24 protein-coding genes and 2 pseudogenes are annotated in these 26518 nt (G+C 58.5%); 8 read left to right on the forward strand and 18 right to left on the reverse strand.

Going from position 1 to position 26518, the window contains the following annotated elements:
• Window positions 1–49: 49 nt before the first annotated feature.
• The gene (locus IVB19_RS26260) at window positions 50–949 is read left to right on the forward strand and encodes a GNAT family N-acetyltransferase (protein ID WP_247820084.1); all 900 of its coding nucleotides are present in this window, start codon (window positions 50–52) and stop codon (window positions 947–949) included.
• Between the two features lie 185 nt (window positions 950–1134).
• Window positions 1135–1923: a GGDEF domain-containing protein gene (locus tag IVB19_RS26265; protein WP_247820085.1), complete on the forward strand. Its 789-nt coding sequence runs from the start codon at window positions 1135–1137 to the stop codon at window positions 1921–1923.
• 670 nt (window positions 1924–2593) lie between these two features.
• Here the strand turns inward: IVB19_RS26265 and IVB19_RS40750 are convergent.
• From IVB19_RS40750 to IVB19_RS26300, 6 genes and pseudogenes are all read right to left on the reverse strand, one after another.
• Window positions 2594–2890 (reverse strand): PilZ domain-containing protein, encoded by a 297-nt coding sequence (locus IVB19_RS40750; protein ID WP_524536689.1) that lies wholly within the window; start codon window positions 2888–2890, stop codon window positions 2594–2596.
• Between the two features lie 327 nt (window positions 2891–3217).
• Window positions 3218–3616: a response regulator gene (locus IVB19_RS26270; RefSeq protein WP_247821707.1), complete on the reverse strand. Its 399-nt coding sequence runs from the start codon at window positions 3614–3616 to the stop codon at window positions 3218–3220.
• 1254 nt (window positions 3617–4870) lie between these two features.
• Window positions 4871–6463: pseudogene (locus tag IVB19_RS40755) on the reverse strand (OpgC family protein).
• Complete coding sequence (locus IVB19_RS26290; protein ID WP_247564412.1) at window positions 6423–6680, reverse strand: hypothetical protein; 258 nt, start codon at window positions 6678–6680, stop codon at window positions 6423–6425. Before IVB19_RS26290 ends, IVB19_RS40755 begins: the two are co-directional and overlap by 41 nt.
• Before the next feature lie 99 nt (window positions 6681–6779).
• The gene (locus IVB19_RS26295) at window positions 6780–7307 is read right to left on the reverse strand and encodes a hypothetical protein (RefSeq protein ID WP_247820086.1); all 528 of its coding nucleotides are present in this window, start codon (window positions 7305–7307) and stop codon (window positions 6780–6782) included.
• A 636-nt stretch (window positions 7308–7943) separates the two neighbouring features.
• Window positions 7944–9719, reverse strand: a complete 1776-nt coding sequence (locus tag IVB19_RS26300; protein ID WP_247789774.1) for an adenylate/guanylate cyclase domain-containing protein — start codon at window positions 9717–9719, stop codon at window positions 7944–7946.
• A gap of 234 nt (window positions 9720–9953) precedes the next feature.
• On the opposite strand from IVB19_RS26300, the gene IVB19_RS26305 reads away from it, so the two are divergent.
• On the forward strand, window positions 9954–10169 hold the full coding sequence (locus tag IVB19_RS26305) for a hypothetical protein (protein ID WP_247540096.1): 216 nt from the start codon (window positions 9954–9956) through the stop codon (window positions 10167–10169).
• Window positions 10170–11499: 1330 nt separating this feature from the next.
• On the opposite strand, the gene IVB19_RS26310 is transcribed toward IVB19_RS26305, so the two are convergent.
• Together IVB19_RS26310 and IVB19_RS26315 are read right to left on the reverse strand one after the other, a co-directional pair.
• Window positions 11500–11733, reverse strand: a complete 234-nt coding sequence (locus IVB19_RS26310) for a hypothetical protein (protein WP_247540098.1) — start codon at window positions 11731–11733, stop codon at window positions 11500–11502.
• A gap of 1689 nt (window positions 11734–13422) precedes the next feature.
• Window positions 13423–13815, reverse strand: coding sequence for a hypothetical protein (locus IVB19_RS26315; protein ID WP_247489114.1), 393 nt, complete (start codon window positions 13813–13815; stop codon window positions 13423–13425).
• Window positions 13816–14606: 791 nt separating this feature from the next.
• Here IVB19_RS26315 and IVB19_RS26320 point away from each other — a divergent pair.
• Window positions 14607–15140 (forward strand): septal ring lytic transglycosylase RlpA family protein, encoded by a 534-nt coding sequence (locus IVB19_RS26320; RefSeq protein WP_247820087.1) that lies wholly within the window; start codon window positions 14607–14609, stop codon window positions 15138–15140.
• A gap of 412 nt (window positions 15141–15552) precedes the next feature.
• Here IVB19_RS26320 and IVB19_RS26325 read toward each other — a convergent pair whose 3' ends face one another.
• Window positions 15553–15762 carry a hypothetical protein gene (locus IVB19_RS26325; RefSeq protein WP_247489110.1) on the reverse strand — a complete coding sequence of 70 codons (210 nt, stop codon included), beginning with the start codon at window positions 15760–15762 and terminating at the stop codon, window positions 15553–15555.
• 61 nt (window positions 15763–15823) lie between these two features.
• Window positions 15824–16036, reverse strand: coding sequence for a hypothetical protein (locus IVB19_RS26330; protein ID WP_247489108.1), 213 nt, complete (start codon window positions 16034–16036; stop codon window positions 15824–15826).
• Between the two features lie 342 nt (window positions 16037–16378).
• Between IVB19_RS26330 and IVB19_RS26335 the strand changes: the two genes are divergently transcribed.
• Together IVB19_RS26335 and IVB19_RS40760 are read left to right on the forward strand one after the other, a co-directional pair.
• On the forward strand, window positions 16379–16684 hold the full coding sequence (locus IVB19_RS26335; protein WP_247567560.1) for a hypothetical protein: 306 nt from the start codon (window positions 16379–16381) through the stop codon (window positions 16682–16684).
• A gap of 961 nt (window positions 16685–17645) precedes the next feature.
• The gene (locus tag IVB19_RS40760) at window positions 17646–17861 is read left to right on the forward strand and encodes a DUF7662 domain-containing protein (RefSeq protein ID WP_524536690.1); all 216 of its coding nucleotides are present in this window, start codon (window positions 17646–17648) and stop codon (window positions 17859–17861) included.
• Between the two features lie 479 nt (window positions 17862–18340).
• Here the strand turns inward: IVB19_RS40760 and IVB19_RS26340 are convergent, their stop codons facing one another.
• From IVB19_RS26340 to IVB19_RS26355, 4 genes are all read right to left on the reverse strand, one after another.
• A complete protein-coding gene (locus IVB19_RS26340) occupies window positions 18341–18799 on the reverse strand; it encodes a hypothetical protein (RefSeq protein WP_524536691.1) in 459 nt (152 codons plus the stop codon).
• A 7-nt stretch (window positions 18800–18806) separates the two neighbouring features.
• Entirely contained in the window at window positions 18807–19028 is a 222-nt protein-coding gene (locus IVB19_RS26345) for a hypothetical protein (RefSeq protein WP_018460208.1), read from the reverse strand.
• Between the two features lie 1737 nt (window positions 19029–20765).
• Window positions 20766–20993 (reverse strand): hypothetical protein, encoded by a 228-nt coding sequence (locus IVB19_RS26350; protein ID WP_026233969.1) that lies wholly within the window; start codon window positions 20991–20993, stop codon window positions 20766–20768.
• 276 nt (window positions 20994–21269) lie between these two features.
• Complete coding sequence (locus IVB19_RS26355) at window positions 21270–21758, reverse strand: hypothetical protein (RefSeq protein WP_247367704.1); 489 nt, start codon at window positions 21756–21758, stop codon at window positions 21270–21272.
• A gap of 1213 nt (window positions 21759–22971) precedes the next feature.
• On the opposite strand from IVB19_RS26355, the pseudogene IVB19_RS26360 reads away from it, so the two are divergent.
• A pseudogene (locus IVB19_RS26360) lies at window positions 22972–23220 on the forward strand (cytochrome c); the annotation flags it as partial.
• A gap of 187 nt (window positions 23221–23407) precedes the next feature.
• On the opposite strand, the gene IVB19_RS26365 reads toward IVB19_RS26360, so the two are convergent.
• Both IVB19_RS26365 and IVB19_RS26370 read right to left on the reverse strand, forming a co-directional pair.
• Complete coding sequence (locus tag IVB19_RS26365) at window positions 23408–23749, reverse strand: phasin (RefSeq protein WP_247820088.1); 342 nt, start codon at window positions 23747–23749, stop codon at window positions 23408–23410.
• Window positions 23750–23892: 143 nt separating this feature from the next.
• Window positions 23893–24078, reverse strand: coding sequence for a hypothetical protein (locus IVB19_RS26370; RefSeq protein ID WP_007612798.1), 186 nt, complete (start codon window positions 24076–24078; stop codon window positions 23893–23895).
• A gap of 756 nt (window positions 24079–24834) precedes the next feature.
• Here IVB19_RS26370 and IVB19_RS26375 point away from each other — a divergent pair.
• A complete protein-coding gene (locus IVB19_RS26375; RefSeq protein WP_026233220.1) occupies window positions 24835–25191 on the forward strand; it encodes a hypothetical protein in 357 nt (118 codons plus the stop codon).
• A gap of 43 nt (window positions 25192–25234) precedes the next feature.
• On the opposite strand, the gene IVB19_RS26380 is transcribed toward IVB19_RS26375, so the two are convergent.
• Window positions 25235–25810 carry a hypothetical protein gene (locus tag IVB19_RS26380; protein WP_247820089.1) on the reverse strand — a complete coding sequence of 192 codons (576 nt, stop codon included), beginning with the start codon at window positions 25808–25810 and terminating at the stop codon, window positions 25235–25237.
• Between the two features lie 46 nt (window positions 25811–25856).
• Window positions 25857–26384, reverse strand: a complete 528-nt coding sequence (locus IVB19_RS26385; protein ID WP_247411605.1) for a GcrA family cell cycle regulator — start codon at window positions 26382–26384, stop codon at window positions 25857–25859.
• Between the last annotated feature and the right edge of the window lie 134 nt (window positions 26385–26518).

Consider the following 26518-nt stretch of genomic DNA (forward strand, 5'->3'; position numbering starts at 1 on the left):
AGTAGGTGTCGAGACCCTTTCGGGGGCCGCGTGGTCGTGGAGTTGTTCGATGACAGTGGTTTACCGGCCCGCCCGCGCGGAAGATCTGGAGTTCGCCGACGCGCTTGTCGTGTCCAGCATCAACGATCTCACGGTCCGCCATGGTTTCGGGCAAATGGCCTCCCCAAGCCAGCCGAACTTTCAGTTGTTCTCACTGGCGGACGATCCCGACGGTCTCTGGGTCGCGGAAGCCGACGGCCGGATCCTGGGCTTCGCCTGGAGCTGGGTCTGCGGCGACATCTGGTTTCTGGCGCAGCTCTTCGTATCTCCCGACCGTCAGGGTGGGAGCATCGGCAACGAGCTGATCAAACGGACGCTGGATCACGCCGAGAAGTCCGGCGCTTCCAACAGGGTTCTGATCACATTTGCCTTCAACGCCGTATCGCAGGGGCTCTACATCCGCCACGGACTGTTTCCGCGATTTCCGATCTACAGCGTCAGCGCGCCCCGGGAGCATTTGGTCGGTCGCCTGAATGGGCCGCAATTCGAATGCGCTCCGCTCGACGAAGAAGCTTCGACGCTGGCTCGCCTCGCGCAGGCGGACGAGCGGGTGCTTGGGATCTCGCGCGAGAAGCACCACCGATATCTCATCAACGACAGCCGGACGCGAGGCTTCAGCCTCTACGATGGAGCTGATTGGTTGGGCTACGCTTACGTCGATGCCGGCGGCCACGCCGGACCTGTCGCGGTGCTGCAGTCCAGCGCGATGGCCACCGCCTTCAGGACGGCGCTGCGCCTCGCCGCAGAGAGCGGCGCCTCGCAGGTGTCGGCATTCTTGCCCGGCTCGAGCGAAGCGGCCCTCTCGGCGGCGCTCGAGTGCGGCATGCGGATCAAGTTTCCGATGCTTCTGATGTCGTCGCGCGATTTCGGCAGTTGGGCCCAGTATCTGCCTCGCAATCCGGGCATGTGACATCGTGTGGTGAGACTCGCAGTGCTGAAATGTCTGCGGCCGGGCCGCTGCGCTTTTCAAGGCGGGCCATCGCAAATTGAGCTTCGTCTTTAGGTCGGCGTTAACGGCGTCTGCGCAGCGGAGCGTGCCTTAACCTGCCGTGAAGGTGAGGGGGCGGATGCTGGTCGCTTTACGGCGGCAGAGCCATGGCCAACGACATCATTACGCACCGGGACGCGCTGCGCCACACGATGGGCCGCTCTGCCGTGAGCGTCGGCCTGACCGTCCTCTTGACGTTGTCCCTGTGCTTCCTACAGTTCGGATCCGATCCGGATGCGTTGGTGCGCGTCGGCTTCGTGACCAAATCGTCTATCCTCATCAGCATGATGATTTCGGGGCTGCTGACGGCCGCCCTGAGCTACCGGTCCGCGCTGACGATGCGCGAGCTGGCGCTGACGCGCGCCGAGCTGCAGCGAATCTCCGGCACCGACCAGCTGACTGGACTGCTCAACCGACGTGGCTTCGACCAGGCTGCCGAATCGGCCCTCACCAAGGCGCGCGATGCTAACCTGCCGACCACGGTGCTGATGTGCGACATCGACCGCTTCAAGGCGATCAACGACCAGTTCGGGCACGACTTCGGAGACAAGGTGCTCATCGCGGTCGCGCAGGTGTTGTGCTCCTTCGCCGAGCGAAGGCAGATGCTGGTGGCAAGGCATGGCGGCGAGGAGTTCGCCGTTGTGATGACCGGGGTATCCAGGGAACGCGCTGCCCAATACGCCGAAGATCTGCGGCAGGCCTGCGCCGCCGAAGCAGTCGTCGGCGAAGGTGCCTCGACCAACGTGACGATCAGCATCGGGCTCGCCCAATCCCTTGGCGAAATGGATCTGGGCAAGGTCATGCGCATGGCCGATCAGGCGCTCTATGCCGCCAAACACCGAGGTCGCAATCGCGTGGTCCGGGCGGACGTCCTGGCGGACTCGGTCGCGGCGTAGCCCCCCGAACGGACCTCAAACGGCGCGTTCCCGAAGGGTACCAGTTTCTTGATCCGTTCCCATCCGCCACGATGGTACTGGCCTGCTTCCGACGCTAGTGGCCTAGTTCGATTTTGGGAGTGGCCTGATTTGAGTGAGCAATTTTGCTCAGCTTTAATCTGCGATGCCTGCAAAGATCCCGTGGCCGGAACACAAGTCAGAGTGCAATGATGATTAGCATTACAGGTGCCAAAAAGCTGCTGACCACTATTCTACACTTTCGAGTCGGGTTAGCCCTTCCGAGGATCGCGCCGCCGTCCTCAAAAACATCGCCAGAACTTTGCGGGGTTTAGCCGGTCAGCTAGATAGACTGGAGTGCCTTGAAAAAAACAGTGCCAAGTAAGGCCGGCGCCCACGTCGGGCCTTGTCATACCCGATGCCTTAGTGGGCGGCCTCTTTCATTTTGTCGATTTGGTCCATGTCGCCTATTGGCCATCAGCGAAGTAACCGCGCACCTCGTTGAGGTCCGCTTAGTGAGGCACGGCGGACTAGATCTGCTCAGGCTGAGTTCTTCGCATTTTGACCCTCAACGGACATGCGGGCGTTGTCCCTCAGGAGGCCGCATTTCAAGTCAGCCAGCACACTGGCTGCTCTGCCGAAAGTGCTACTCAGGGCCGGTGCCGAGGCTGCATCACAACGGGACGCATGTGTGTTTGCCGCCTTTGAATTTTACGCCATACAAATGCTCGTCCCTCCACACAACTTCGCACCTCAGAGTACTCTTGAAGCCGTCAACCGACAGGTCAAGCTCATCGGCGAAAATGCGGACCGGAGAGCTAAGGCAGGCTCCTTCTTCGCTGAGATTTCTCACAACACATGGATGAACTCCACGAATGTCGCGAAAGCGGAGCAGCGCGGGTTGATTGACTGAAAGCCGTTTTGAGGCACGACGTTCTAAGATCGGGATACTCCCCCGAGGGCCGTTCATCTTTTTCCTTCCGTGCTGATTTGGAGTGGCTTCCTGGCATGTGTGCGTTGTACTCGGCAGGCCATCGCCGGTTCATAACGGCATGTTACGGAATGGCAATCGGGAATGAATGTTAAAGGGTCAGATAATAAGCGCTGGCGCTATCGTTCCGACTCACGACCACCCATGTATTTTCTCTCAAATGGGGTCGGCTACTTGCTAGTTCTTCAGCAAGCCTTTGAGCCGCACGGAAGGCATCTATTTCGTGCTCAAAGACGAGGCCGCCGGATCATTGACGTTTTCTGTACCGCAAAGGCCGAAGAAGAATCGCACCATCTGAGCACCAAGCTAGCCGAAGGGTTCGTCTGGTGCTTTGGGACTCAAGCAGCCGTTGAGGAGGTCGGAAACTGCCGTCACGAGCTGCACGGGCGCGAACGGTTTATGAAGCATTAAGCTGTTGGGAACCCCTAGTACCAGCCATTCGTCAGCGGCCACGCCGGACATATAGACCACGGGGAAGCTCGGATCGACCTCACGTGCTGCGCGCGCTACCTCCCAGCCGTTGAACCTTCCCAGCAGATTAATGTCAGTCACGAGGCCGCCGTATGTAACGAGCCCCCCTTTAAGGAGGGTCACGGCTTCCTCGCCGGTACTTGCGACGGCGGTCTCGAAGCCTCCCTCGTTCAGCGCATCCTCAACAAGGCTCTGGATCGCGTCGTCATCCTCGATGACAAGGATGGATGGCATTTCCGTCAAGGCTTTCCCCGTACTCGTACTTTCGCTGGATGTTACAAAGTGCACAGAAGCAAAAGGTTCGATAGCCCGGGAAAATTAGGCATGCGGGATGTTTAGCAGGCGCGATGTCTCTCTGATTAAGCCGGAGATTGCCTCCCAAGGTAGTGACAAGCAACCAACAAGTCGTAACCACGATCGGGAAATTTCGGCAAGTAAGGCGAGTCCAGGCGAGAGCAACAAAGATGAAGATGAGCTTGCCGCGTGAACCATCTGCTTCTGGCCAGTTGCCGCCGTTCGCTGACAGGGCCGCCGTGTCTGCCGTCAGGAAATAAGCCGACCTAGGCTCAAGTCGGTTTGGAAGTCGGCCTGTGACCCGCTGCCGACCTAAGCTCCAGCCGTTGTGACGTCGGGTCTTGAACTGCCTGCTTGGTCAGGCCTTCATGTCCACCATTGAAGTCATCTAAGGACTGAAAGCGTTAAACTACATCGTCCCGAGCCGTGGAACCAATTCGACGCCGCAGCCGGAGACAGACCCGCTAAACCACTAAGTTAGGGTGTGCGCCAACTAAGAGTGGCGGTCCAGCGACCCACACCAACTGGAGGATCAGGAATGTTGCAAGGAATGCGAAAATTTGTGTTCGGCGCCGCAGCGGCAGCTGCTCTTTTTGTAATTCCGGTCTCGGCCTTTTCCCAATCCCTTGAGATTGGACCGGGAGGCGTCCGTATGGGGGGCGGGGAATGCGAGCAACTGCGGCGTGCCTGCGAAAGTAAGGACATGCTGGGCGAGCGGGGCGAGGGAAATTGCCGCAGATACCGGGAGACCTGCCAACGACCAGTGCGGAGGGATGCGTGCGCCGAATTGCGACAAGCCTGCCTCAACAAGGACGAATTGGGCGAACGAGGCGAAGGAAATTGCCGCAGGTATCGCCAGACCTGCAGAGGGCGCTTGTAAGGGGTCGCTAATTGTCAGTTGTTTGCCATCGGCCGTCGCTCGGCACCTCTGCCGAGCACAGCTCACCCGAAGCCCGCCATTGAGGCGGCATTCTTTCATATCGGCCTCACGTGCGACGTCCGGCCCATGGCTTCCGTTGACGCCGCGTCGCTGCATGTCAGCTCAAGAGCACAGACCAGAAGTTTGCAACCGGGCGCCGCTTTGGCGGCTTGTGAACCCAAGGCGGACTCTCACCCCCAAGCGAACTGCCACTGCATCCGCTGCGTCGTAAGTGGTGGCGATTCTAATCAGGTTACGGCGTTTCCTTACCATTCTCAGGAGATCATGGTCTTCCCGCCGACCGTGTTTGCCGCCGGTTTGATCCGGATCGAGTTCAGGAACGTTGCGGCCGCAATCATGACCAAGATGCCAGCGAGACTCAGCGTGATCTGCATGGCAAGCCCATCCGAGATATCAATCAGTACGATCTGGCCGGCAAGCGCCAGCAGGACGCCGATGCAATAGATTGCCAGGGAGTTCTCGCCACAGCGGATCGCCCCACGCATGACCGGAGTCGTAAGCCAACGCCAATCGCGAGGCACGGCCCACGCAACCAGAATCGCGAGAGCAACAAAATGCAGCAGGCGCAACGGCGCGAGATTCGATTTGTCCGGCGGGTAAACCAGCTCCGCCAGCATTTGTGAAACCACGGGTCCAATGCTCCAACTCAATGCGATCGTCAGGCCGAAAACCAGGTAGAGAATGGCAATTGCAAGCGCCGTGCGCGAGGTCACCCACGGCCAAAACGTCTTGCCCTCGATGACCCACCAGGCACCAAGAACAACCAGCAGCTGCCAAGCCAGCGGATTGAAGAACCAGACGTCATTGGGCCATGCCGGGACGGACCAACCGAAGACGTGCACCAGCGCATAAAGCAAAGCGACGCGCCAAGCATTACGTTCGGCATTCGCAGCATCAACCACAGCAACGGTGCGAATAGAAGATGATAAATCACGAAGAGCGGCAAGACATCGGAGTTGACTGGGCGGTATTGCAGGATCGCTGCATGGGCGAGCGCCGCGCCCGGCTGTTCCAGCAGAATGCGCGTGTTGCTTTCGTCGGCAATCCTGCCGCCGCCGGCGAGGTAACCCATGATGGCGCAAGCGAGAGTGAGCAGCAGAAATGCCGCATAGATGTCCCAGCTTCGCCACAGCGTACGGCTGACCACACTCGGCCAACCATCGCACCGACTTGCCTTGCCGTAAGCCAGCGCAGGTCACACCCGAGAGGAACATGAACACTTCCGCGGTATTGCTAAAACCATAATTCCGCAGCGTCAGCCAGCTTCCGATGTTGTTGGGGACATGGTCAAGAAAGATGCACCATAGCGCGATGCCACGCCACGCATCGATGCGCAAGTCCCGGCGAAACCGTTTCAGCACTGGTAGCGCGCCCACCACTGACTGCGCGGGAATCGCAAGCAACTCGGATTCACGTAGCGGCTGCTGACCGCGCAACGCCTTGCTTTCGATCTCCACCATCATCCGCCGGAAGTTTGGCGAGGGCATGTCGCGATGCTTGTCGATGTCAACAGGCACATCATTTTCGGGACACCAGCGCATCGTCTCGCGAGCTATGGACAGTTCGGTCGAACTGATCGCTACCATCTCAACGGCAGGACTACGTGGCGGGGCAGGCACGATCATCCTGGTGGCGACGCACCGAAGGGATGGAATTAACGAGCCTTCCATCAACTCTTCGTCGGTAATGACCTCATACGAGCCCGCCGGTAGCAGCCGCTCGATGCTTGCGATCCGGAATGGATACTTGAAAACCACCGTTTCACATCGCGATCGGACCGCTGTCATCGTCATTCTCGCACATTGGCTACGGGACTCCGCCGCCATAGCGGCTACGTTCGTTGACATTTGCGAATGCCGCAAGCCGCAGTTCGCTTTGATCACGCTCACCCGTCGCCGCACGAGCGAGGATGTTCTGCGCAACCTGCAAACGGTTGGAGGTTGTGAGCAGTCTAGGTGAGAATGAACCTATCGCATCCTCAAAAACCGTTCTGAAGCTGGCAAGCTCTTCTGGAGAGAAGTTCGCAAGCTCTTCTGGAGGATAGGCAACACGTTGACTACTCATTCAATGACTTTCTTTGTTTGCTCCGTCTTGTCCGTGTGCCTCTCACTGTCGCGCCGCTCAAACCAGAGACCAGTGGCGTCAGAGCAATTGCAGCGTCAGTTACTCGCCATCATCTTCGAGCACGCCGTTGCGAGCGATGGAGCCGGCCGCAATTTGAAGCGAAGAACCAATCGCCCAACAGCATGCGATCAGAATGATCGAACCTTGAGACAGGACCTGATCAACGACAATCATGCTGACAGACAGAAACGCCGCAATCGCGGCAACGAATGTGCCTGCCGCACTGAAGATCTGAGCCGCATCGGTGCCACGGTTCCGCTCTTCCGGGAGTCTCGAAGTCGCTCCCTGAACAGGACGGCCAGGCAGATCGATGCCGATATAGAAGCTGAAAGCTCCGTAGAGCATCATCAACAAGATGAACCAGCCGCTTCCAAACAGTTCGTTTTCCAGGCGCATCAATGCTGCGGCCACGTACAGGCCGCACGAGCCTCCAACCGTAGCGAGTCCAATCCTTTCAAAGAGATGAACCGATTTGATGAGAGCAGCCGGAGCTACCCATATGGTCGCCGCGACATAAGTGTACTTTGCTACAGATAACGCGCTGGGAACTACATTGCTCATTTTCATGTTGTTCCTCCTTTAACCGGGTGGCCGACGGCGCGCGTCGCGGTCAGCAGACCGCGAGCGTGAGACGTGTTTGGGACAGCAATTTTGGAAAGAGTTTGCCTACCGACGGCACTGGGCTGCACTTAAGTGGAGGCGGAGACTTCGGTGGGTCGCCGTTTTGTGCAGCTGTCAGGCAAGTAATCCGCTTGACTGCTGCAAAACGCTACTCCGTTTCGGGTCCAACGCCTAATGAATAACGACTGCAAGTCGAGACGGTGTGAAAATTCTGCCGGTGTCGACGAAACTCTCTTGAGCTAGCAATTTCACAAACGAAGGCATCGCGGCACGATTATCAACGATGAGCAGTCCTGCCGGATCGCACGGTTTGCAGGAATCCATCGTGTTAAGGGCCCACGCGGGAAGAACTTCTCGATGGTCGTTGGAAATTTCCAGAGGAGGTGAGGCGCGATAAGCCCGTTGTTGGACCGAAGGCGTAGATCGCGATCGGGTCGGTCGGGAGTTGAGGCGAGACCGGACATGGCGGCGAAGCAAGCAATTCGACGCTCTTGACCTTAGCAGGCAACTCGTCCCGCTGGGCCACCCCCTGCGGGATTCTCCTGATTTGCTAGAACTACTTTGCCGCTTGCCCGTACAAACCTATTTGCCTTCTGGGACGCCCGCCAAGCTTAGGCCCTCGTAGATGCGCTCGCGTTGAGCCAGGAAGGACGGGTTTTCACTGCGTCGCTCGTTTCGAAATCTTGCAACAGTAAAGTGCGGGTCCAGCTCGAGGCCGGCATTCCGCTCCTCCCGCGCATCGGCAGCGCGGCCGCTCAGCGCGAACGCCGCGGCTAGAAAAAAGTGAGCCATCGCGACGTTCGGATTCATTTCGACCGATTTGCGGAGCCGATCCAACGCTGAGTTGAGCCTGCCGAGGAACAGGTCGGCGATACCGAGTAGGGCATACCAGCGATCGAGCGCAGGGTCCCGTGGGCTAAGCCGGATCGCCTTTGTGAGGTCAGCTTCTGCCTCTTCAGCTCGCCCCAGTAGTACCTTAAGAAAGCCTGCATCAGCATGGGCCCAAGCCAGATTACGATCGAGCGCAATAGCGAACTGAAGTTCGCGCAGCGCGCGTTCCGTCGCGCCTGAGACATGGAGGAGATTGGCGTGAACGAAATGGGCTAAAGCGTTGGACGGAGCGAGCCTCAGTGCCTCAGTGATGGCCATCTGGGCGATGCGTAGCTGTTCGTCCCGATTGGTCGAGGCGAAGGTGCGAAGGTCATTACCATGGTAGAAAGCAAGACCGACCAACGCCTCGACGTTGCAATCGTCCAACCGGAGCGCCGCCTCGAACAGGTCACACGCGGCGCTGTCGCGGCGCAGCGACAAGGGTTGGTTGAGGATTGCCCAGCCGCGCATGGCCAAGTCCCCGGCATCCATATTGTTCGGTCGTTCGCGTTCGGCGCGGCGGCCCTCTGCGGCAACGAGCTCGACACCCACCGTCCGGGCGAGGCGCGTGGTGATTTCGTCCTGCATGTCGAAGATGTCGGCGCGCGGCTTGTCGAAGCGCTCAGCCCAGAGGTGTGCGCCGGTTTCCGTGTCGATGAGCTGCGCGTTGACGCGAATGCGGGCCTCGCCACCTTGCACGCTGCCTTCCAACACGTAGCGCACACCAAGTTCTCGCCCGATCACCCGGACGTCCACTGGCTTGCCTTTGAAAGTGAAGGCAGTGTTGCGAGCTATGACAAAGGCGCCAGGAATACGCGACAGGTCGGTTGTGAGGCTTTCAGTGACACCGTCGACGAAGTAGTCCTGCTCGCTGTTGCCATCGAGATTGACGAAGGGCAAGACAACGATAGAGAGTCGCGGTGCGACGGTCGTGTGCGGCGCTGCTGCTGCGGGTTGCGCGGGTGAAATCGAATAGATCTGCACCAGCTCGGCGATGTTCTTTAGCTGCTGCCGACCGCGATCTTGCGCGGTGATATCCATTTTGCCACGCACCTGGTCATAGACTGCACTAGAAAGGCAAATACCACCAGGGTCGGCAGTGCCCTCCAATCGCGCCGCCACATTGACGCCGTCGCCCATGAGGTCGCCATCGTCCTCCACGACCACGTCACCGAGATTGATTCCGATGCGGAACTCAATGCGCCTATCCTGTACGAGGCCAGAATTGCTCTCGGCCATGGCCTGTTGCATACCGATCGCCGAACGAACTGCATCCACAACCGAGGCGAACTCGGCCAGCAAGCCATCCCCAGTAGTTTTGACGATACGCCCGCGATGGGCGGCGATCATAGGATTGATGAGGTCATTGCGGACGGTCCGGAGGCGATCGAGCGTGCCTTCCTCGTCAATCCCCACAAGCCGACTATAGCCGACTGCATCAGCCGCGAGGATCGTCGTCAGCCGTCGGTTTGGCCGCTCGATCGCCAAAGCTCTCTCCTGGCTCGTTCGGGGCTAGTCTACGCATTTGGTTGCAGGTGCCAAGGGATCCGGCGATGACCAAGACCCGAAGCGGCCATGCGGCCGATCCGCAAACCGAAGGACTACTCGTCTACATTAATATTTGCCGTATGAGCAATATTGACCAGTAAAGCACACTGCCACAGTGCCACACTGCCACATTCGTGATTTTCGTAGTAGAGTTCCATTAATTGGAGGTATCCGATGAGTTCTCTTAAGCGGCGCATTGAAGCCGCCGTGGACTCGCGGATTGCAGCCCTGACCGAAGTGCGAATTGCAGCCGTCGCAGCGACGGCAGCTAATTTAAGAACTCAGTTGAACGAATTGCACCAACTGCGCGATCAGATCAGAGAGTCTACGCTGGGATCGCGGGCGACGACTATTGGCGGAAGAGGCAGCGAAGCGAGCCGCTCGGACTGAGGTGACCGAAGAAATGACCTCGCCGTTGCACCAGGGCGGCTACGTGACAATACATAGTCCTGTTCGTTTTCATGCAGCGGCCACAATTGTTAACTAGAGTAGCTCCATCATCGGCCTATCTTCCGCAGCTATCCGATGACAGTGAGCAGAAGACTCGCGCGTTTTCAGCGTGAGTAGCATGCCAAAAAACCCTCCCCGACCGATCTGCCCTAACTGCGGTACGCCGATGCACTTCGTGATCGTCAGGACAGGCGGTCGCAAGTTTCAGTGTATCAAGTGCGACGACATCGATCCAATGCAGGTCCCGGATTTTCAAGCATGGACCAACAGCGAATTGCGCCCGCCGAAAACGACATGAAAGGCACCATGTACAACATCGGGCAATCCTTTCGGCACGATGGGAGCCATGGGACTGCGCCGCAAGGTCTCAGTCTTCCGGTGTGAACACTGCCCGCGAATAGAGGTCCAGAAGGAGTATGGCCGCCTCACGTGGTTTGCTTTAGTGAGCAATTTTGCTCAGACTCCACGATTCGGATGTACAATTTGCCAGCACCGGTTTTGCTCACGCTCCCGGGCTGCCGCCGTCCGCGCTTATTTAAGCCGGGCGGCCTTTTTGCCATGAAGAACGGTTGCCTAGCTAAAGTCGCTTCCCATATGGTACCGTCGCCCCCTCAGTAGGAGTGGAAGAGAGGCAGGCAGCAGGCGCACGCCCGCGACCATGGGAGCGTCGCTCGGAAAGCTCTGTGCTGAAGTGCGTAGACACTATGGAGGGCATAAAGTGCAGTCCGCGCGCTGGGAGCGCTGAAATTGAAATTGAGGGAAAACGTCCGGCTCAGATCACGCCCACAATGATCAAAACTCCGACCTCGACCAGTAGGAGCGTACCCGTCGCTGCGGAGATGAAAAACCAATCACCTAATGACAAGAACTGCATGATTCGCCTCCCAATTTGCCAAAGAAAAGAAGCGGCCCCTACATCCTTTTGACGGCGTAAGCTGGGGGGCAGGATGATGGGGCCGCTTCCAGGAGGTCCTTGACGCGTTCGTCCGGCGCCAAGCATTCGCATCCTAATCCAAATTTAAACCTCGTCCATCATTTAATTTATTTAATTTCCGTTTTATTATTTAGTAGTTAATCCGACGACATTTGCAAAGATTGCAAGCCGCCGATCCCCTAGTGGAGCGAGCCGGGGATTGGCTTTTTGGCGGCGAGCTATCTATCTGCTTGGTCGCGCCATTCGAGCGGCGAGCTCGGGCCTTACATAGATCGGGCGGCCGCCGCATGGGTCGGAGGGGTTCGTATCGACGCCCACAAATGGAAAGGGATTGGGTCAGCGACGATCTGGACGCACGTGGAGGGGCACGACTTTATCCATGTCGCTGTGACCGGAGCGCCGGCTTTGCAGCTTCACCACCTGCTCGAGTTCGAGAGCCTCTATGGCGAGCTCATCTGCCAAGCGTTCGAAAAGTGCGCGCTTTTGCGGGTCGCTCGATCGTCTGCTCATAAGGACAAAATCCGCGGCATCGGTGCGGAGTTTGTCCAATTTTTCCCTTAGGTCCGCCATGGTATCGGCCCCGTCCTAGACCTACCTCGTCATGCGTGACGGGATGCAGGTCAACGGCGGAACACGCTATGGGTTCTTCGTTAACCGATTGTTAGGCCGACGTTCGTGAAGGCCGAGATGTGTGAACGAGCACCCGCTAGCTTTGCCGAGCGCGCGTCTGCGGCTATCCGATCAATGCTTCAGTGCGCACACGTGGTCACGAGCAGCATGGTCCGGCTGCATTGCCAATCGGATCCCAACATTGGTTCAGGGACTCCACGAGGAGTACCGATGGCCATAGTAGTACCAGCCGCCGCCAGAACAGCGGCGGTCAGCGCGAGCATTCGATAGGTTGCCAAGTTCCACTTCATTGCGCTTCCCTCCAGTGGAAGCGCGCACGCTACGCTCGGTGATACCCTGCCGGTTGTGAACTACTTCACACAATGCGCATCACAGCCGTGTGCAGGAGGCCCGCCGGCACGAATTGGTGGGCATTGTTCGCCAACGTCGCGCTTCCCTAGCGTTGACGATTGACTCTGACGACGACGCCGCTTGGCTAAAATCATAGTCGAGGTCGCTGGCGATGTCCCGAGCGACGCGCGCGCCGTATTGGACGGCTAGTTGAGCCGAGCCAAATAGCTCCCCCACATCGTCCGCATGTGGCTCTCCCTTGTGAAAAATCGGGAAGTAGTAACGTCGCATAGCCGCGGCCCTCGTCCTTTAGCGCGATCATGCCCACGGCTCAGGACGGCCTACACCTGTCGAAAAGGACAGCGTCCGTCAAACAGCGCCATTCACGAGGCATTTGCGAACCGCGCAACACGTGTTAGACCGCGCTCCTATCAACGAAGGAGCGCCAAGTTGGCCAAGAAGAAAAAAGGTTTCGTCGCGAGTGGACGAAAGACGACCTGAAGACGCTGAAGTTACTTGCGAAGCAAAAGACTGGTGTCACGAAGATCGCAAAGAAATTGAAGCGAACGCCGGGCGCGACGGCGGCTAAGGCATTTGTTCTTGGCTTGTCGCTAAGCACGCAATAGACCGGCACCTACTCGATCATCCGACAGTGCTCTCGCTCCACGCAACCTCCATCTGACAGGATGCGCGCGATGCGACGTGCGTTTCTGGGCGCCGTCGATCGCGCGCAGTATGTTCGTTACGCATTTCCGACTATGCAGATATCGTGTTTCGCGCGTTGAGGCAGTTGCTATTGCGAGGTGCGGTAAGCGTTGCAGGCGCCGCTTTGACGGCCGTCTGCATCGCTGGTGTCCTGTCGTTGGTTGCGACGTACTTTCCGACCAAAGAGCAAACAGTCGTCGAAAACATTGCTCTCAAAAGCGGTTCGTACCCAGCCGTTGCGGCACGAGGGTGAGCGCTGAGCACTAGCGGGAACAGCGACGTTTTCCAGGATCGGATATCCCCACTGGGTGATCGTCGCAGGAGTTGTCCTCGGGCTGGCGCGATTGATCGGATGGGCGTTTCAAAGAAACCGCAAGCGGCGGAAGAAGTGCGAGAACCCCGCAGTACTGATCAACTGGCCGTCGGACCGGAGGCGAGTCCCAAATCGCGTTGAGAGGACCACTCTCAAGGGCGCGTTAATTGGTCACTAACGTTGACGCGCGTCGCTGTTTCGTTCTCTGTGTTGAAGATGTTCGCGAAAGGTTTTTCCCACTTTCGGAAAGAAATTTCCGGCACTGAACTAAGCGCCAACATCTATCGCTTTGTGCGTGAGTTCTGACGGGCAGTCGCGGCGCTCTCCGCGTTCGCCGATGCCAGCCCATCAACGCGTGCGCCTAGTGCGCCTAGTTGATCTGACATTAGCTTGCGATTACTGCCTTCCGAGGCAATTTTGCGCTGGACCTCCGCAATCCGGTCCACAAGGCTTTGCTGGCTTGACTGAATGTCTTTCACCGTCTGCTCAAGAGCTGCTACCGCCCTCTTTGTTTGTTCGACGCCAGAATCTTGACGAATAGCAGTCGCTGCCTGTAGGGCATCAATTCTGTTACTCATCCAAACGAACATGCCTCCAGCCAACACAACAATCAACGCGACCACGAGCCAAGGCAACACCTGACGGTGCGTGCGGGCAGATTCTGTTGGTTCCATCACGGCTCCTAGGAGGAACTCAACTCCGTCATACACCCTGAATCGGACTTAGTTGCGACCGCCGCCCCTGTGTTGCCTGCAACATGCTGTGCGGGCTCAAAGGAGCAAGTCTGCGGCAGCCAAGCGTGCAGAGCGAGAGGCATTGAAGGAAGAGCCGGCTGACCGGACTGAGGAAGCCGAGCAAGCAATCGGAAGTCTTGGGAAGGTACTGTGGTCAATTGCCAACGCTCGTCCGGTCTTCGAAATCGCCGAACAGAAGATTGCGGCGTCCTTTAGCGAGCGCCAACCGCAGGCTCCTAAGTACCTCGAATAACCCCCTCTGCCGCGAATCAAGCTGCCCGACACAGTTCGTTCGGCACCCGCCGCGGCGTGGTCGTCGTGTTCGGCCTTGGCGATTGCCCCTCAAGCTGGGGGCCGCTGCTCGTCCACTAAGACCAGCGCGAAGCACCGCTCGCCGGGCTTGGCGTCGGCGGGCGTACGGCCACCAACAACTCTGCCCCTTTGTCAGTAGGCGGGTTGAAATTTCTCATTTTGGGGATACGCAACTTTCCCATGGGCCGCTCGTATGTAGTGCGCGCTGGGAAGACTGGCCGCCCCTAGGCCCCGGCCGGTGGCGCTAAATGGCGCGATGCATCGCAGCGAGATAATTGACTTGCTGCGGTGCTCCTACGCACATCCTCGCAACGTCGGTATGCAATCACCTATGTGCGAGACGCGAATACATGTTCAGGAACACTGGCTGGTGGGTTGCATTGTTGACTTGTGCTTCAATTGTTTGATGAGGCCGAACGATGCGTCTTCTCCTCAGAATGGTTGCGATTGCGACAGTCCCTGCTTGGATTGGATTGAATGCGAACACCGCTGCAGCAGAGGATTTCAATGAGCGGTGGTCCATCATTCCAAAGGCTCGTGCTGAGCCGGCTCCTGATGGGCTCGAACAGACAAAGAAGGATGAGCCGCAAGTGCAAGCTCCGAACGGACAACAAACATTGAAAGATCGTCAAGAACCCTTGAAAGACCGTTCAGCCTCTCGCTCCCTCGACCGAGTGTTCTCCGGAAGGGCCTCATTCTACTCGTACTCAAAGGGCAAGACGGCGAACGGTTCATCGTACGACCGGAATTCACTAACCGCGGCGCACCGCCGTCTGCCGTTCGGCACGAGAGTCCGGGTCATTGATCTTGAGACTAAGAGCTCGGTGGTGGTTCGTATCACCGACCGCGGACCATGGGTCCGTGGCCGCGTCCTCGACCTCTCGCTCGCCGCCGCGCGCACCTTAGGGATTACGGATCGTGGCGTGGCTCCGGTTCGTGCTGAAGTGTTGTAGCAGTCGTCCATCACCTTGCGAAAATACCCAACCGCCGCCCCGCGCCCTTACATCAACGGTCCGGTTTTGGGTCTGAACCGTGCCGTGGCTCTGAAGAACCCCGCCGGTATTGCGGGTCATCGTGACCTCCCTCCGGCTTACTGACGGCGACGAAGCTGCACGAGCCTGCTAGTCGGCGGCGTGAGCCTGGCCGCGCTGATAGAGGCGATGTTCTCCGCACCCGTTGAGCGACGCGATGCCGTTCGGTACGTCGCGTCTGCCTTAGACGACTTCGCCATCTCGCCGGAACTCGGCCCGGTCTGGCACCTTCGCTACGTTTACGAAAGTCATGGCTCGTTTCGCGTCGTCGATATGGAGATGCGACGCCAACCGGCACGCTATCCAGTAAAGACGTCTGGCTTCGTCTGCCCGTCTAGCTATCTCCCACGTCTGCGATGTGGCCGGTCCTGTCGATGACCACCGAGCGCGCGGGACCTTCTTTGACGGCCTTGTAAGTCTTGATCTTTCCGGCCGGCACCTCCTGGATCTGCGAGTAGCCTGCGGCGCGAAGCTTAGCGACAATCTCCTCCGACGGCAGGCACAGCGCAAACGAGCACGGCCAAACCTCAATGAGGGCAGCCATGACGAAAGATCGCAGCACTTGCCTCCTTGCGCGCACGCCGCCGTCGGGCTGGCTCCTTAGCTTAGCCGCCGACCGGTCCCGACAACGTCTCCAGTCCCGCCTCTATTGCCGCGATGTCCTGTTCGATCTGCGCGATCGACAACCTGCAGTCAAAGCCCACCCAGGCTTTCAGGTCTCCGGCAAGGCGCCGGCGGTGCATCTTCAGCTCTTCAAGCGACTGGCGGTCTTTAAGTCTTGCGTAGCCGTCCACAATCAACTCAATCGCACTCGACATGACGCTACTCCACAAAAACAATTCGTACAATCGAATGAGCTTAGTGCAAGCCGCGCGGTCGGCGCAACTTCTATGCTGGCTTCTACACGCTGGCCCCTCCGCCGGCTCGCGCTTCAGCCAATGGCGCGGCTGGGGAGCAACAAGAGCCAGAGGGCGCCTCAAAGGTCCAACCTGGCCTTCGTCAAAATTGGTTACGATCATTGACGGGCTGGCATTCCACTCAGCGTCCAACCGCAAACTCTTCGAAAAACGTGGGCACAGGGTTTTGGTTTTCTAGCTTTTCCCGAACGGAGGCGTCAAACTTGCGTCCATTGAGAACGTGATTTTTTCAGGGATATTGCGATGGGAAAACCTGGCGTTTCCCGTGATGCCTTCCGCGGACTATTCGCTTTCTATGCGGCGAAGACTCATCACGACCACAAGCCCGAAGCCGGACATTCCCTTTTGCGGATGTTTGGATCTGCGGACGATATACCCGATACGTTGCTACGGCAGTGGTCGGACAGAGTTGAGTTGCTCGGCTCCGAAACCGTTGGTCGCTTAATGGATCCACGCGTCCGCCAAATCACGAACGGCAACGCGCAATACGACCATGCCAGCGACTTTCTTCGCACGCGGCTGAGAGACCTCGGGCATAAAATGCAGTGATCAAACCGCCATGCCATTGTCGCCGCAGCCTTCCGACGCATAGACTTGGCAGCTCTTTTCCTGCGCTTTTGATGGACTTGGACTCCATAAGAAACCTTGCGGCCTTCAGCCAAGCTCGATGAGCCGCCCACTGTGCTAGGCATCCATACCGCGGTCATCGGGCTGGATGAAGCCGACCGACGCCCGTTAAACCACTGCACTGTGTCTGCTGCCACCTAGGCGACGATCGCAAGGCCGTGTGAAATAGTTCACAGATTGGGAAAGAAAAGCTTACTACCATGGAGAGAGCGGCGGAGATGCTCCGGCCTGCTCTTGCTCGGTCGCCTGCCCATCCCGCTTGATGATGAATTGTTTTGTCCGTTTCACTCCCGGAAAGCCGACGACGATGATTGACGACGATTTGGTCCGGGCACATCGCAACAATATTCAACGCTACCACCTCTTATTGCAAACCACTCTGACGGAGTTCGAACGGCAGTATGTCGAAAGACGTCTGAGCGAGGAGCACTCGAAGCTGGATAAGCTAACGACTCGTGCTCAAGCAAAGCGAGACGGCTAATCGCCTACAGACCACGCAGGGTAGGACACCCGATGAGGCACACGGGTTTGCTGTTAATGCTGCGGCAGAAAAGTTTGTGCGAGCAGCTGCGCAGCTCAGAATTCCGGGCCGAGACAACTAGCCGAAGCACGGCAGCACCACCTAACCACTTGCGTTCGCCCGTCGGTTGCGGTTGGATCGTCTTTTTAGGATTTAATCCAATGGCAATCCAATTGCTTGTGGCGAAGGTTCTCAGGGACGAGCTATCTCTAACAGGCGTTCGATCAATAAGCGCTGAAGATTCCGAGGCTATTACTGCTCGCATCTTCGAACGGATCACTGAGCTCGAGCTAGAAGTTGCCGCCCGGGGCTTCAACATCCCCGCGAGCGGCGATGACAGACCGACGTGACGAGCCGAGCGTCATGTCCGTTTACGATGCGCTATCGAGGGAGCTGGGTCGCACAAGGACGCACACTATTCGGCTCACGTTCTCGGACATCGAGGAAATTCTCGGGAGGCCGTTACCGCCGTCAGCTTACAAGTTCAGTGCCTGGTGGGAAAATGAGGTTCGCGCAAAGCGGGGCACACGCAGGCCATGGCGTGGCTGCAGGCAGGCTTCGCGGCCAGAGTTTCTCTGAAACAGCGGGCGGTGGAATTCCATCGAGCCTGAAGGCTTTCACGTCGCGCCACCTTTGTGTCGAGCTTTCCCGCGCGTCCGGGCAGCGTCACTCGAGGGAGAATTCAACCCGAAGGCGGCGGACTGTTCTAGCCCTCCCCGCAGCCCTTCGGCTCTTCGGCCCCTTTTCATCCAGGGCTGCGTTCAAGCAAACGAGGTGCAGAACTGCATTCTTTGAGACAAGATAGCTCCCGTTCGAACGCCCCAGTCCTCGGGTTATCGGTCAGGCCTAATAGCGGCATACTCAACACACGACGAAGATCTTTCCCGTATTGCCGATTTGAAGAGCCAATCGGTCAGGGCTACACTCCGAATCAATAAGGCAATGGATGCCAGCGGTGGTACGCGAGATGATCCAACAGTCGTCAACCACCAATGTTGTGGTTGCAATCAGCGAGACCGCTGTGGCGTCGCCGCATGAGAAGCACCGTGGCTCGAATTCTAGCCCGGGGACAGGCGTACCCCCGAGCTCCTAGCCTCTGCGGGGCGACGCCTGGGGAGGCGCCAGCCTAGCGGTCCCGGAAAGCTGTTGGCGATGCTCAACGCGCGGTTCTCGTCGGTTTCAAGAGCTATTTTCTGGGCAAGCATGACGTCGCCCTGAGCCAAGCCACCTAACGGGACGAAGCAGCGCCCCGTTCCGAGCCGCCCGTATTCGTCTATCTCGTTGACGTTGGCGGACGTGCCGCGCCGGATTCGGTACCGCTTCCCAGTGTCGCATCCCACGACGTCGAAATATCCCTTCCTGTCAAAGTCCGCCCTCTGCTGAGGCGAAAGCCAAGAACGAAGGAGGCGTAGCGCACGAGCGTGAATCGTTTTCTCGTCCTTGGATGCTTCATAGAGCTTCCCAATACAGAGGCTACGAAGGGGCCACCGACTGACCCGAGCTAAGTTCCTCTTCACCTGGCCATCACCCACCGACGAGCCGCGGAAAAAACAATGTCTCTTCGGCGGTCGGATCAAACGTGGTGATCCTGGTTACCTCCTCCGGGCTACTCCGCACCGCTGCAGTGTATCCTTTCCCGGTGAATTCCAGAAAACGTCTCTCCGCCTCCGCCAGAGCATCACCGCTGGAGTTGTCGAAGAAGTAGCGGCTGTCGCCGCTGTGATCCATGACGATCTGCGTTGCCATGCTGAGGCTCCCGATTGCACTTCGGAAGGAATGTGAAAGTGCAGACCTCGTTCCTATTTTCGTAAGCGCCGAGATATTTTTAGTTGTGCGCCTCACTAGCCCGACTGTGTATTCCGCCTGGCACGACGGACAAGCGCTCGCTTCGTCAATGTCGCACGCGTGGACTGAGAACGATTGAGGAGCTGACAATGCCCGAGCGTGAGCGGGACGAGATCCACCAGCCCGGCGCGGCCTTTGCGGGCCGGTACGATTTCGGAGAGACGCCGGCGGCAATCAAGACGGCCGAGGGATTGGCCGGATGTGGCCCAGTGCCACGATACTTGCGCAGGGCGCGCCTGCGATGGAGAGATCCATCGCCAGGTCCGGGACGGCTCAACCACAGTCCGGAGGGGCGGGCGCCGTCCGTCGGGCGCAACTTCAAGAGCCGGCGGCGCCTGGGAGGGAGCAGGTCGGAGAAACCTGCCAGCGTCAAGGTCGCGGCACGTGGACGTTGCCGCATTCTGACCCGCATCTGCATTTCACTATGTGAATCAGGGTCGACGGTTGCGGCTCGCAAAAAGCGACCTCAGGCCGAGACCTGCGGCCGAGGTTACCTTCCCTCCACTGTTCCTGCGGTCAGAGGCTGCCTTAGGCAGGGCTGCCCGCGTAAACGGTCTCACCATTGTGAGCAGGACGGAGAACCGGCCTAGCGCATTCTGCTGAATCCGCAACGGCTTGCCGACGACCTAAAGCGGCCACCGCCCTAAACCCAAGCGCCCGACCCGGACCGTCTTTCCACGAATCGTAGTATCGCAGTAAGCGTAATGCATCCCTCGCCGTCTATGTGCCCGCCGATCGCCCATCGCGACGTCTATCTCAGCCGCTCTACGACAGGGCGCCCTTCCAAATAAGCGGGCTTACGCGGGCGGGGTTTTGCTGCTTCCGCGAGCCCGATGACGTGGCGCTATTCGACTTTCGGACTAAAGCCGTTTTGTGCGGGCTTGCTCCAGCCGCCCCGGTGACGCAGGAGGCCGATTTGCCGCCGTCGGATGCCATCTTCAGAGACTATTTATTGGGTCGGTCCAATCGAGCCGAGTGCGCCTCCGGCGTGAATGGCGCTCGTAGGCTCCTATCGTTGGACACCGTCATCAGTTCAGCTTGAAAAACGTCTGCCCTAGCCGCTCCTTGAGTGTTTCCAGTAACGACATTCTCGTATCAGGCGCCGCAGCTTGCGCTCCCGTTGCGGGTGCGGGAATAATATTCAACGGTTTCGCTGCTCGACGGTGAGAGACTTTTTTCGCGGATTCGCCTTTTGCCGTATGCTTCGGCTTCAAGACCTCGCCGCCTTATTTCGGAGTGACCGGCTTCCGGGCGACGTCAAGTTCGGAGAATGCGCTCTGCAGAGGCCGAGCAGATTGCACCGACGTCATTGATGTAGAAGGACTGATGTTCGACGGAGCCACAATGGTCGGCAAGCTGGTATCGATTATGACCCGTTCAGGCGCCCTCTCGGCTGAGCTGATCTTGATGGACGGTCGCTCTACGTCGCTGTTACCGGGGCCCATCGCCTGCTGCGGCAAGCACCAGCCGATAGCGATCAGCAACAGGACGAGAGCGCTGCCGACGAATCCGAAATACTTCATCAAAGGCACAGGCCGCCTCCGTTTGGCGACGACCTTGAGACCTCGATTGTTAGCAAAAAGCTAAAGGTAGATTAAAACAGAAGACATGGTTATCACGCATGCTGCGGCGCAGCGGCTATTTCGCCGGCGTTCGTGACTTCGATGCTGCATCGTAGATCTCGATCTTCAGCTTCGGATACTTGGCCGACAATTCAAGGGCCGCGTTAGTCGCGGCGTCCTGATCAAGAAATTCGGTCTTGAAACGACCATCGACGAGCATCGCATAACCGATAGCCGGCGCGAGGTCAGCACGCCGAACTTGGCTTGGTTGCGGACGTTCCAGGTGAAGGGTTGTTTTGTTCATTCCTTGCTTATCCGGTTGGAGAACGCCCTTGCTGCTGAGGCTCTCGCAAATCGCCGAATTGGATGCTCGCGGTCTCCCAACCGGCGTAAGCACAGAACAGGAGAACAAAAATTCGAAATGCAATCGACATGCCGCCCGCCTTTTCTTGTTGGTGACGACGGTACAAATAACGTCTTACGGGCAGCTTAGGAGAAAGGGTTTGCGCAAGGTATACGCCTGAGCGAGAAGCGAGGCTGGTTTGCCGAAGCCGCAGTCACATTTCTGTCGTTGTCGGTCCTATTCAGCATTCATAAATGAATTCGCTATCGTGACCAGGTGTACTGCGGCGGTGCCCAGCTGCTCCATTTCCTTGTCAGCAGTGTAGGCTGAAGCCGCTCGTCGATAGGCGATTGCAACCGTTGCGTATGCATCCGTGATCAGTACAGCTGAATGATCGTGCGCATCTTTTGCTTTCCGATTACGTACTTGGACGACTTTTGTCGCGGCCTGAGCGGTTAATTCAGCAAGCTTCTCGTTACTTAAGCTCGGATCATCAATACCAGGCTGACATGCAGAAGCCGCGCCGGCGATTGCCTGATAGTATTGGCGCTTTTGCCACTCATTGGCCGTCAGGTAACTCTGCAGCAGGCGGCGAGCCCTGCCTTCAAGCTGCTTTCGATCGCTTTTGATCTTTCGACGATCTGAGCTAAGCCAGCGGAGCATCGTCTGCCTATTCACTTCGGCGCCTAACGCAAAGATCAAGGGGCTATAAAGTTCCACCAGCACACTTGAGCCCGTTCGCCCAGCGCCGCCCGGACATAATCTTACATCCTGCCGGTCTAGCGAACAGGACGAATTCTACGATGGATCAAGAGAGGAAAGAGGTCGAAAGTAATTTGCCTCCATATTGCTTTGTCCGCCCTGCGAAGGGTGCGTGCCGTCAGGGTATAAAGCTCGGTTTGCGGCAGCGGAACAGGGCCCCCGGTTGGATCGGCAGCGTAATCTAGGACGAAGTCGCACCTTCCTTCGCTGGGAAGCGGCGCAGAGCCCGCCGGCGATGGCCCGATTAACATTGAAGATACTTTCGTTAGCAGGATTGTGCGTGCTGATTTTGAGCTGCACGATTTTGCGTGAGGACTTAATTGCATCCTGGAACGTGGCCAAATATCCATCAAGGGCTGCAAGCCACGTTGAAGCGTCAGTCGAACGAAGATCATTTTGCGCCGCCTGAACGAACAGGATAGCGGTCGCGTTTTGACCATACACCTCGGCCCTGGCGCAAGCTGGCGGAGGTGGTTCAGGTGGAGCTTCTGGAGGAGGAACAGGCTCAGGCAGCACGACGGCCGGCTCGATGTCGAGCAGTGGCACCGCGAGCGGTACGGGTGGTTCGCCCGGACCTAACGCGAGCAACGCTCTCAACCATCAAACTACGGGAAATCGGCTGGGCAATCGCGCTAGGAATGAGAACAATGGCTCTTCTATCCCCGCCAGCGGCTACGTCAACGATCCTACGATGAACAAGGCCGTGCAGAATTTGGGGAATACGAATACTGGTATTGTAGCGCTTAGCCGCTAAGCCTCCCCACCGGCGGGCGCCGCACAATGAGCGCCCTAGGTAAAATTAGAACGGCTTCTATTTGTCAAAAGCACCGTACACGATGTTCGTCAGCGCTGTTCTGGTCGACTAATCTGTCCAGTTGCATCATAGACGTCATCGCCCACACACGCCAGGAATAGACACAACAATTGTCGCTGGGCTGCGATCACACTGCCCATGTTGCGGGATCGAACTCCCCGCATCATCCGAAGGGCGTTCACCGCATAGAAATGCAGCAGGCTGCAGATGCAAAACTTTTCGCCAAATGTGCTCCGCTGATTCCCGCTTGGACCGCGTGGCCGAACTATTGGACCCACCGGAAGCTGAGGTTATGGCCCCGGGCTCCTAGACACCCCGGGGCCGCCCTGCTTCAAGGCTGCGCTTGTTGCCGGCCTATCTTTTTCTAGCGCCGATGCAGATCATGGCGCCGAGCTTGCGAAGCGCTGGTGCGCCAGCCGCCATGTCGTGGCGAACGGCCAGATCCAGGCGAGCGCCGGCGTTCCCTCCTTCGCGTCCGTTGCGCGCAGGCCCGACTTCAGTTCAGAAAGACGCGCTTTTTTCCTGCTAGACCCGCACCCGAAGATGCCGAATTTCCCCTTGAGCCGGACTGAAGCCGGCGACATCGCGGCCTACATCGCAGCGCTGCGTTAGCAGAGCGGCCGATCGCTCAAGGTACCTGCGACATATGCAAATCCCTGCCTGAGAACCGACAGGGATCAGCAGAAAGCATGATGGGCGGCGAATGAGGTCCATTCGACGGCCATCATGGACCGGCACCAGTGGCGATATTCACGCCGGACAAGTCCAATCTGTGGACGCGGCGTGAACACACCGAGAATCAGGACTTGTCCTTACTCGGTTGCATGAGACTGCCGGTCATCTGGCGCATGTGGTCTCCGGCACTGGTGAACTGGCTGCGCAGGAAATCCGATTGGATTCGCATCGCCTCCTGAAGGTCGGTCGCATGGACGAGCTTGCGAGCATGCTCGAACGCCGACTTCATGTTCTGCTCGGTGAAAGCGAGCGCCTGCTTCGACACGTCCGCCCCCGCGCCCGGAACGGTGGTCATCGACTTGGTGGCGGCTTCGAAAAACATGCCGAATGCCTTTTCCGCCTGGTCAATCGTCTTCTCGGCCAGGTCGCGCAGTTCGGCCGGAACTTCGAGCTTCGGTTCGATCATGGTCGCACTCCTCCCGTTTTCAGAACTGAATACCACACTTGCCGGATCGCCTGCCAGCGTCCAGCCCCGGGGAAGACGTCGCCCGGCGGCCGGCTGTGACAGGAAAACGAAGGGCAAGGCGTAAAGCCGGCGCGCAGGCCGGCTCAGGACAGGGGGTGTTCGGGGAGGGTTTCTTCGGTGGCGAGGTCCTCGACGAGCTTGATGACCTCGAAACGCTGCCGGGGCGCGAGCTTCAGAAAGGCGCGGAGCAGGCGCAGGCTTTCGACGGTGCCGCTTGCAGGCGCGCCGAGCTTGAGGTGCAGCTCAGCTGCGAAATTGAGGTTCTTCATCTCGCACCTATGACAAGCATCGGACTTCGTGATCCAACATCGAGGTCCCAACTAAGAACCCAACGCCATAACCGGATGCCATAACCGGATGCCATAACCGGATGCTATGGCGACGGCGCGCCTGCGGCCGGGGGGAAGCCCGGTGTGTTCGCACGCCGAGCTACATGTGCAAGCGCGCACCTGAACAGGTTGTAACTATGTCAAGAAACAACCCGTCCGGCAAGCCCAACGGTTGGCGCAGCGATGCTTCGTCTGCATCGCACCACGGCAATTCCGGATAACAGGAATAGGGCCGGCCGTCACCCACCTGCGTCAAGAAGCGGCATCGATCAGGCATACAGGCTCGATTGCCGTCAATCGACGCTGCGTTTCGTGTTGTTTCGGATGTGAATGGACGTTGGTGGACGCGAACCAGTGCTTCTTCAGCGTATACACGTAATTGTTGAATCTGGCGTCGGCGGTTGTATCGTCGACGAAATAGGCGTCGATCTCGCGCTATGGATCGGCAGCCACAGCGCAGCCTTCTGACCAAGAGACAAACTATGATGTTTGGATTTCATCCAAACCCGTCCCCTCGAGCTCTTGGACTTGGACCCGCCTCTTCGCATCAGGATTCATCGGGCCCCATTTGTTTCCGGCCGTGAACTGTTTTCGAGGAGCAAACGACAAAGCGGTGGCGTAACAGTCACGCAGATCACGGGCGCCGTGGCCGATGCATTGATCGATTCGGGCGCCCCAGCACCAAAGGACGACGGCATGCTTTCTCGCTGCGATCTCATCAAGGGCGCCGCAGTCGCGCTTCTCACCTTCTCGACACAAAGCGCGTGGGCGCAGGAGACCAGGATGAACCTGTTCAAGATCGTCACCATCAAGGATGAAATCGTCGTCGGATTGTCGACGGAGGAGCTTCAGGCCCTCGGCGGCAATGATGCGAGCGCCGTTGCACATGCTCTGGCACAGAAGGGCGATCTCACCGTCTGGCAATACAACGTGCATCGCGGTCCGAACGGCGAATTGCAGCAAGCGCCGACCGCCAGAATCGGGCTTTTGGCCAACGCCTCGCTGCGGGTCGAGCCCTATGCCACGACCTACCAGATCCTACCGCATCCCTAAGCAGCGGACCGGCGCGCCCACGACCGTGGTCGCGGGCGCGTTGTCATCTTCGTTGCCCTGCACGCAGTCTCCCCGTTTCCGTCGCAAAGCCATAGATCAGTGCCAGCCGGTCCAGGCATTCACGGAAACGTCGGGCAAAATAGTCGATCCAGCGCTGCGTACGGACGGCGCGACCCTGGCCGATCTCGTCCATGGTCAGGCCCAGCACCAACACGTCGTGCACTAGCGCAGCGCCGTCTGTGCCGAGTTCGCGCTCGATCCGGTTCAGCCGCAGCACCGCCTGGCGTTGGCTCTCGGTGACCGGCTCGCGCGTACGCGCGCCATCGACATATTCGCGAGTCGGGTCCATTGCCTGAGGGCCTCGCTCGGCCCTCTCCCAATCGTCCTGGAAGGCGCGCCCGCCCCGATACTGCGCCTCGTCGATCTGATGGTGCGCATGCAGCCGGCCGAGCGGATCGCTGCGGATCGACCGCACGGCCATGATCTTCTCGCCGGGATCGAGCGCGAGCGGATTGTCCACCTCGACTTCCGCCACCTCCGCATTGAACGGTATCTCACGTGAGCGTCGGTCGTAGACATTCGCCAATTTAAAGGACCTGTTGCGTCGGACACGTGCCACTCGGATACTCCTTGCGAAATTGACGATTGAACGGGCGGTCGTCAGGTCAGGCGGCAGAGACCAGCCTCAGCACGACGGGGCCGGAGACGCGGGCGGATCCAGCTCCGGCGCGGCGCGTCAGGCGCGCATGCGGCGTGCAATAGCTCGAGCCCGGCTCACTTGGATGGCCGCAGAAGGTAATCTCCTCCCCGTCCTTGTCGCCGCCATAGGGATAGCGACAGTCCTCGGCAGCGAGTTCGACCAATGGGACCAGGCGCGGCTGGACGCCGACGCAGCGCAATTTGACCTGCGCGGCAGGCTTCATCGCAGATTTCGGCGGCAGGTTCAGTAACGCGGGACGGTGCGGGAGGATAAGACAGGCTCCAGACGGCAGCACCGGCACGATCGACGGGCTCGTCGTCCGCACCTGCACGATCAGCCCGAGCCGCTTGGCGCGGCCGACCACCGCGTTGCGCGTGTAAGCCGTTCCAAACCTTGCGTTAATCTGTCTTCCGATCTCCGCATAAGACATTCCCTTGAGAAAATAGTCGCGAAGCGCGTCGGAGTGCTCCGACGGCCAATGAGCCGGTTCCATGATGCTGTCCTGTGATGCGCCTCCTCCGATCGCACGACCGCGAGGCGGAGCCTACATTCCGGTATTCCGAAGTCAGAGTCAAGCAATAATTCTGATATTCATAATTGCATCAATTCCGAATTTCGGATTACAAG

The sequence above is a fragment of the Bradyrhizobium sp. 187 genome, assembly GCF_023101005.1.
Lineage (GTDB): Bacteria > Pseudomonadota > Alphaproteobacteria > Rhizobiales > Xanthobacteraceae > Bradyrhizobium > Bradyrhizobium canariense_D.

Excerpts from the sequence above, each read along its gene's own strand:
- IVB19_RS26375 (WP_026233220.1), top strand. The coding sequence starts at position 24,835 with ATGCTTTCTCGCTGCGATCTCATCAAGGGCGCCGCAGTCGCGCTTCTC.
- IVB19_RS26345 (WP_018460208.1), bottom strand. The coding sequence starts at position 19,028 with ATGGCAACGCAGATCGTCATGGATCACAGCGGCGACAGCCGCTACTTC.
- IVB19_RS26310 (WP_247540098.1), bottom strand. The coding sequence starts at position 11,733 with ATGGCGGACCTAAGGGAAAAATTGGACAAACTCCGCACCGATGCCGCG.
- IVB19_RS26305 (WP_247540096.1), top strand. The coding sequence starts at position 9,954 with ATGAGTTCTCTTAAGCGGCGCATTGAAGCCGCCGTGGACTCGCGGATT.
- IVB19_RS26315 (WP_247489114.1), bottom strand. The coding sequence starts at position 13,815 with ATGGAACCAACAGAATCTGCCCGCACGCACCGTCAGGTGTTGCCTTGG.
- IVB19_RS26265 (WP_247820085.1), top strand. The coding sequence starts at position 1,135 with ATGGCCAACGACATCATTACGCACCGGGACGCGCTGCGCCACACGATG.
- IVB19_RS26330 (WP_247489108.1), bottom strand. The coding sequence starts at position 16,036 with ATGTCGAGTGCGATTGAGTTGATTGTGGACGGCTACGCAAGACTTAAA.
- IVB19_RS40750 (WP_524536689.1), bottom strand. The coding sequence starts at position 2,890 with ATGAACGGCCCTCGGGGGAGTATCCCGATCTTAGAACGTCGTGCCTCA.
- IVB19_RS26270 (WP_247821707.1), bottom strand. The coding sequence starts at position 3,616 with ATGCCATCCATCCTTGTCATCGAGGATGACGACGCGATCCAGAGCCTT.
- IVB19_RS26385 (WP_247411605.1), bottom strand. The coding sequence starts at position 26,384 with ATGGAACCGGCTCATTGGCCGTCGGAGCACTCCGACGCGCTTCGCGAC.
- IVB19_RS26325 (WP_247489110.1), bottom strand. The coding sequence starts at position 15,762 with ATGGCTGCCCTCATTGAGGTTTGGCCGTGCTCGTTTGCGCTGTGCCTG.
- IVB19_RS26290 (WP_247564412.1), bottom strand. The coding sequence starts at position 6,680 with ATGAGTAGTCAACGTGTTGCCTATCCTCCAGAAGAGCTTGCGAACTTC.
- IVB19_RS40760 (WP_524536690.1), top strand. The coding sequence starts at position 17,646 with ATGTCCGTTTACGATGCGCTATCGAGGGAGCTGGGTCGCACAAGGACG.
- IVB19_RS26370 (WP_007612798.1), bottom strand. The coding sequence starts at position 24,078 with ATGAAGAACCTCAATTTCGCAGCTGAGCTGCACCTCAAGCTCGGCGCG.
- IVB19_RS26320 (WP_247820087.1), top strand. The coding sequence starts at position 14,607 with ATGCGTCTTCTCCTCAGAATGGTTGCGATTGCGACAGTCCCTGCTTGG.
- IVB19_RS26335 (WP_247567560.1), top strand. The coding sequence starts at position 16,379 with ATGGGAAAACCTGGCGTTTCCCGTGATGCCTTCCGCGGACTATTCGCT.
- IVB19_RS26295 (WP_247820086.1), bottom strand. The coding sequence starts at position 7,307 with ATGAAAATGAGCAATGTAGTTCCCAGCGCGTTATCTGTAGCAAAGTAC.
- IVB19_RS26350 (WP_026233969.1), bottom strand. The coding sequence starts at position 20,993 with ATGAACAAAACAACCCTTCACCTGGAACGTCCGCAACCAAGCCAAGTT.
- IVB19_RS26365 (WP_247820088.1), bottom strand. The coding sequence starts at position 23,749 with ATGATCGAACCGAAGCTCGAAGTTCCGGCCGAACTGCGCGACCTGGCC.
- IVB19_RS26260 (WP_247820084.1), top strand. The coding sequence starts at position 50 with ATGACAGTGGTTTACCGGCCCGCCCGCGCGGAAGATCTGGAGTTCGCC.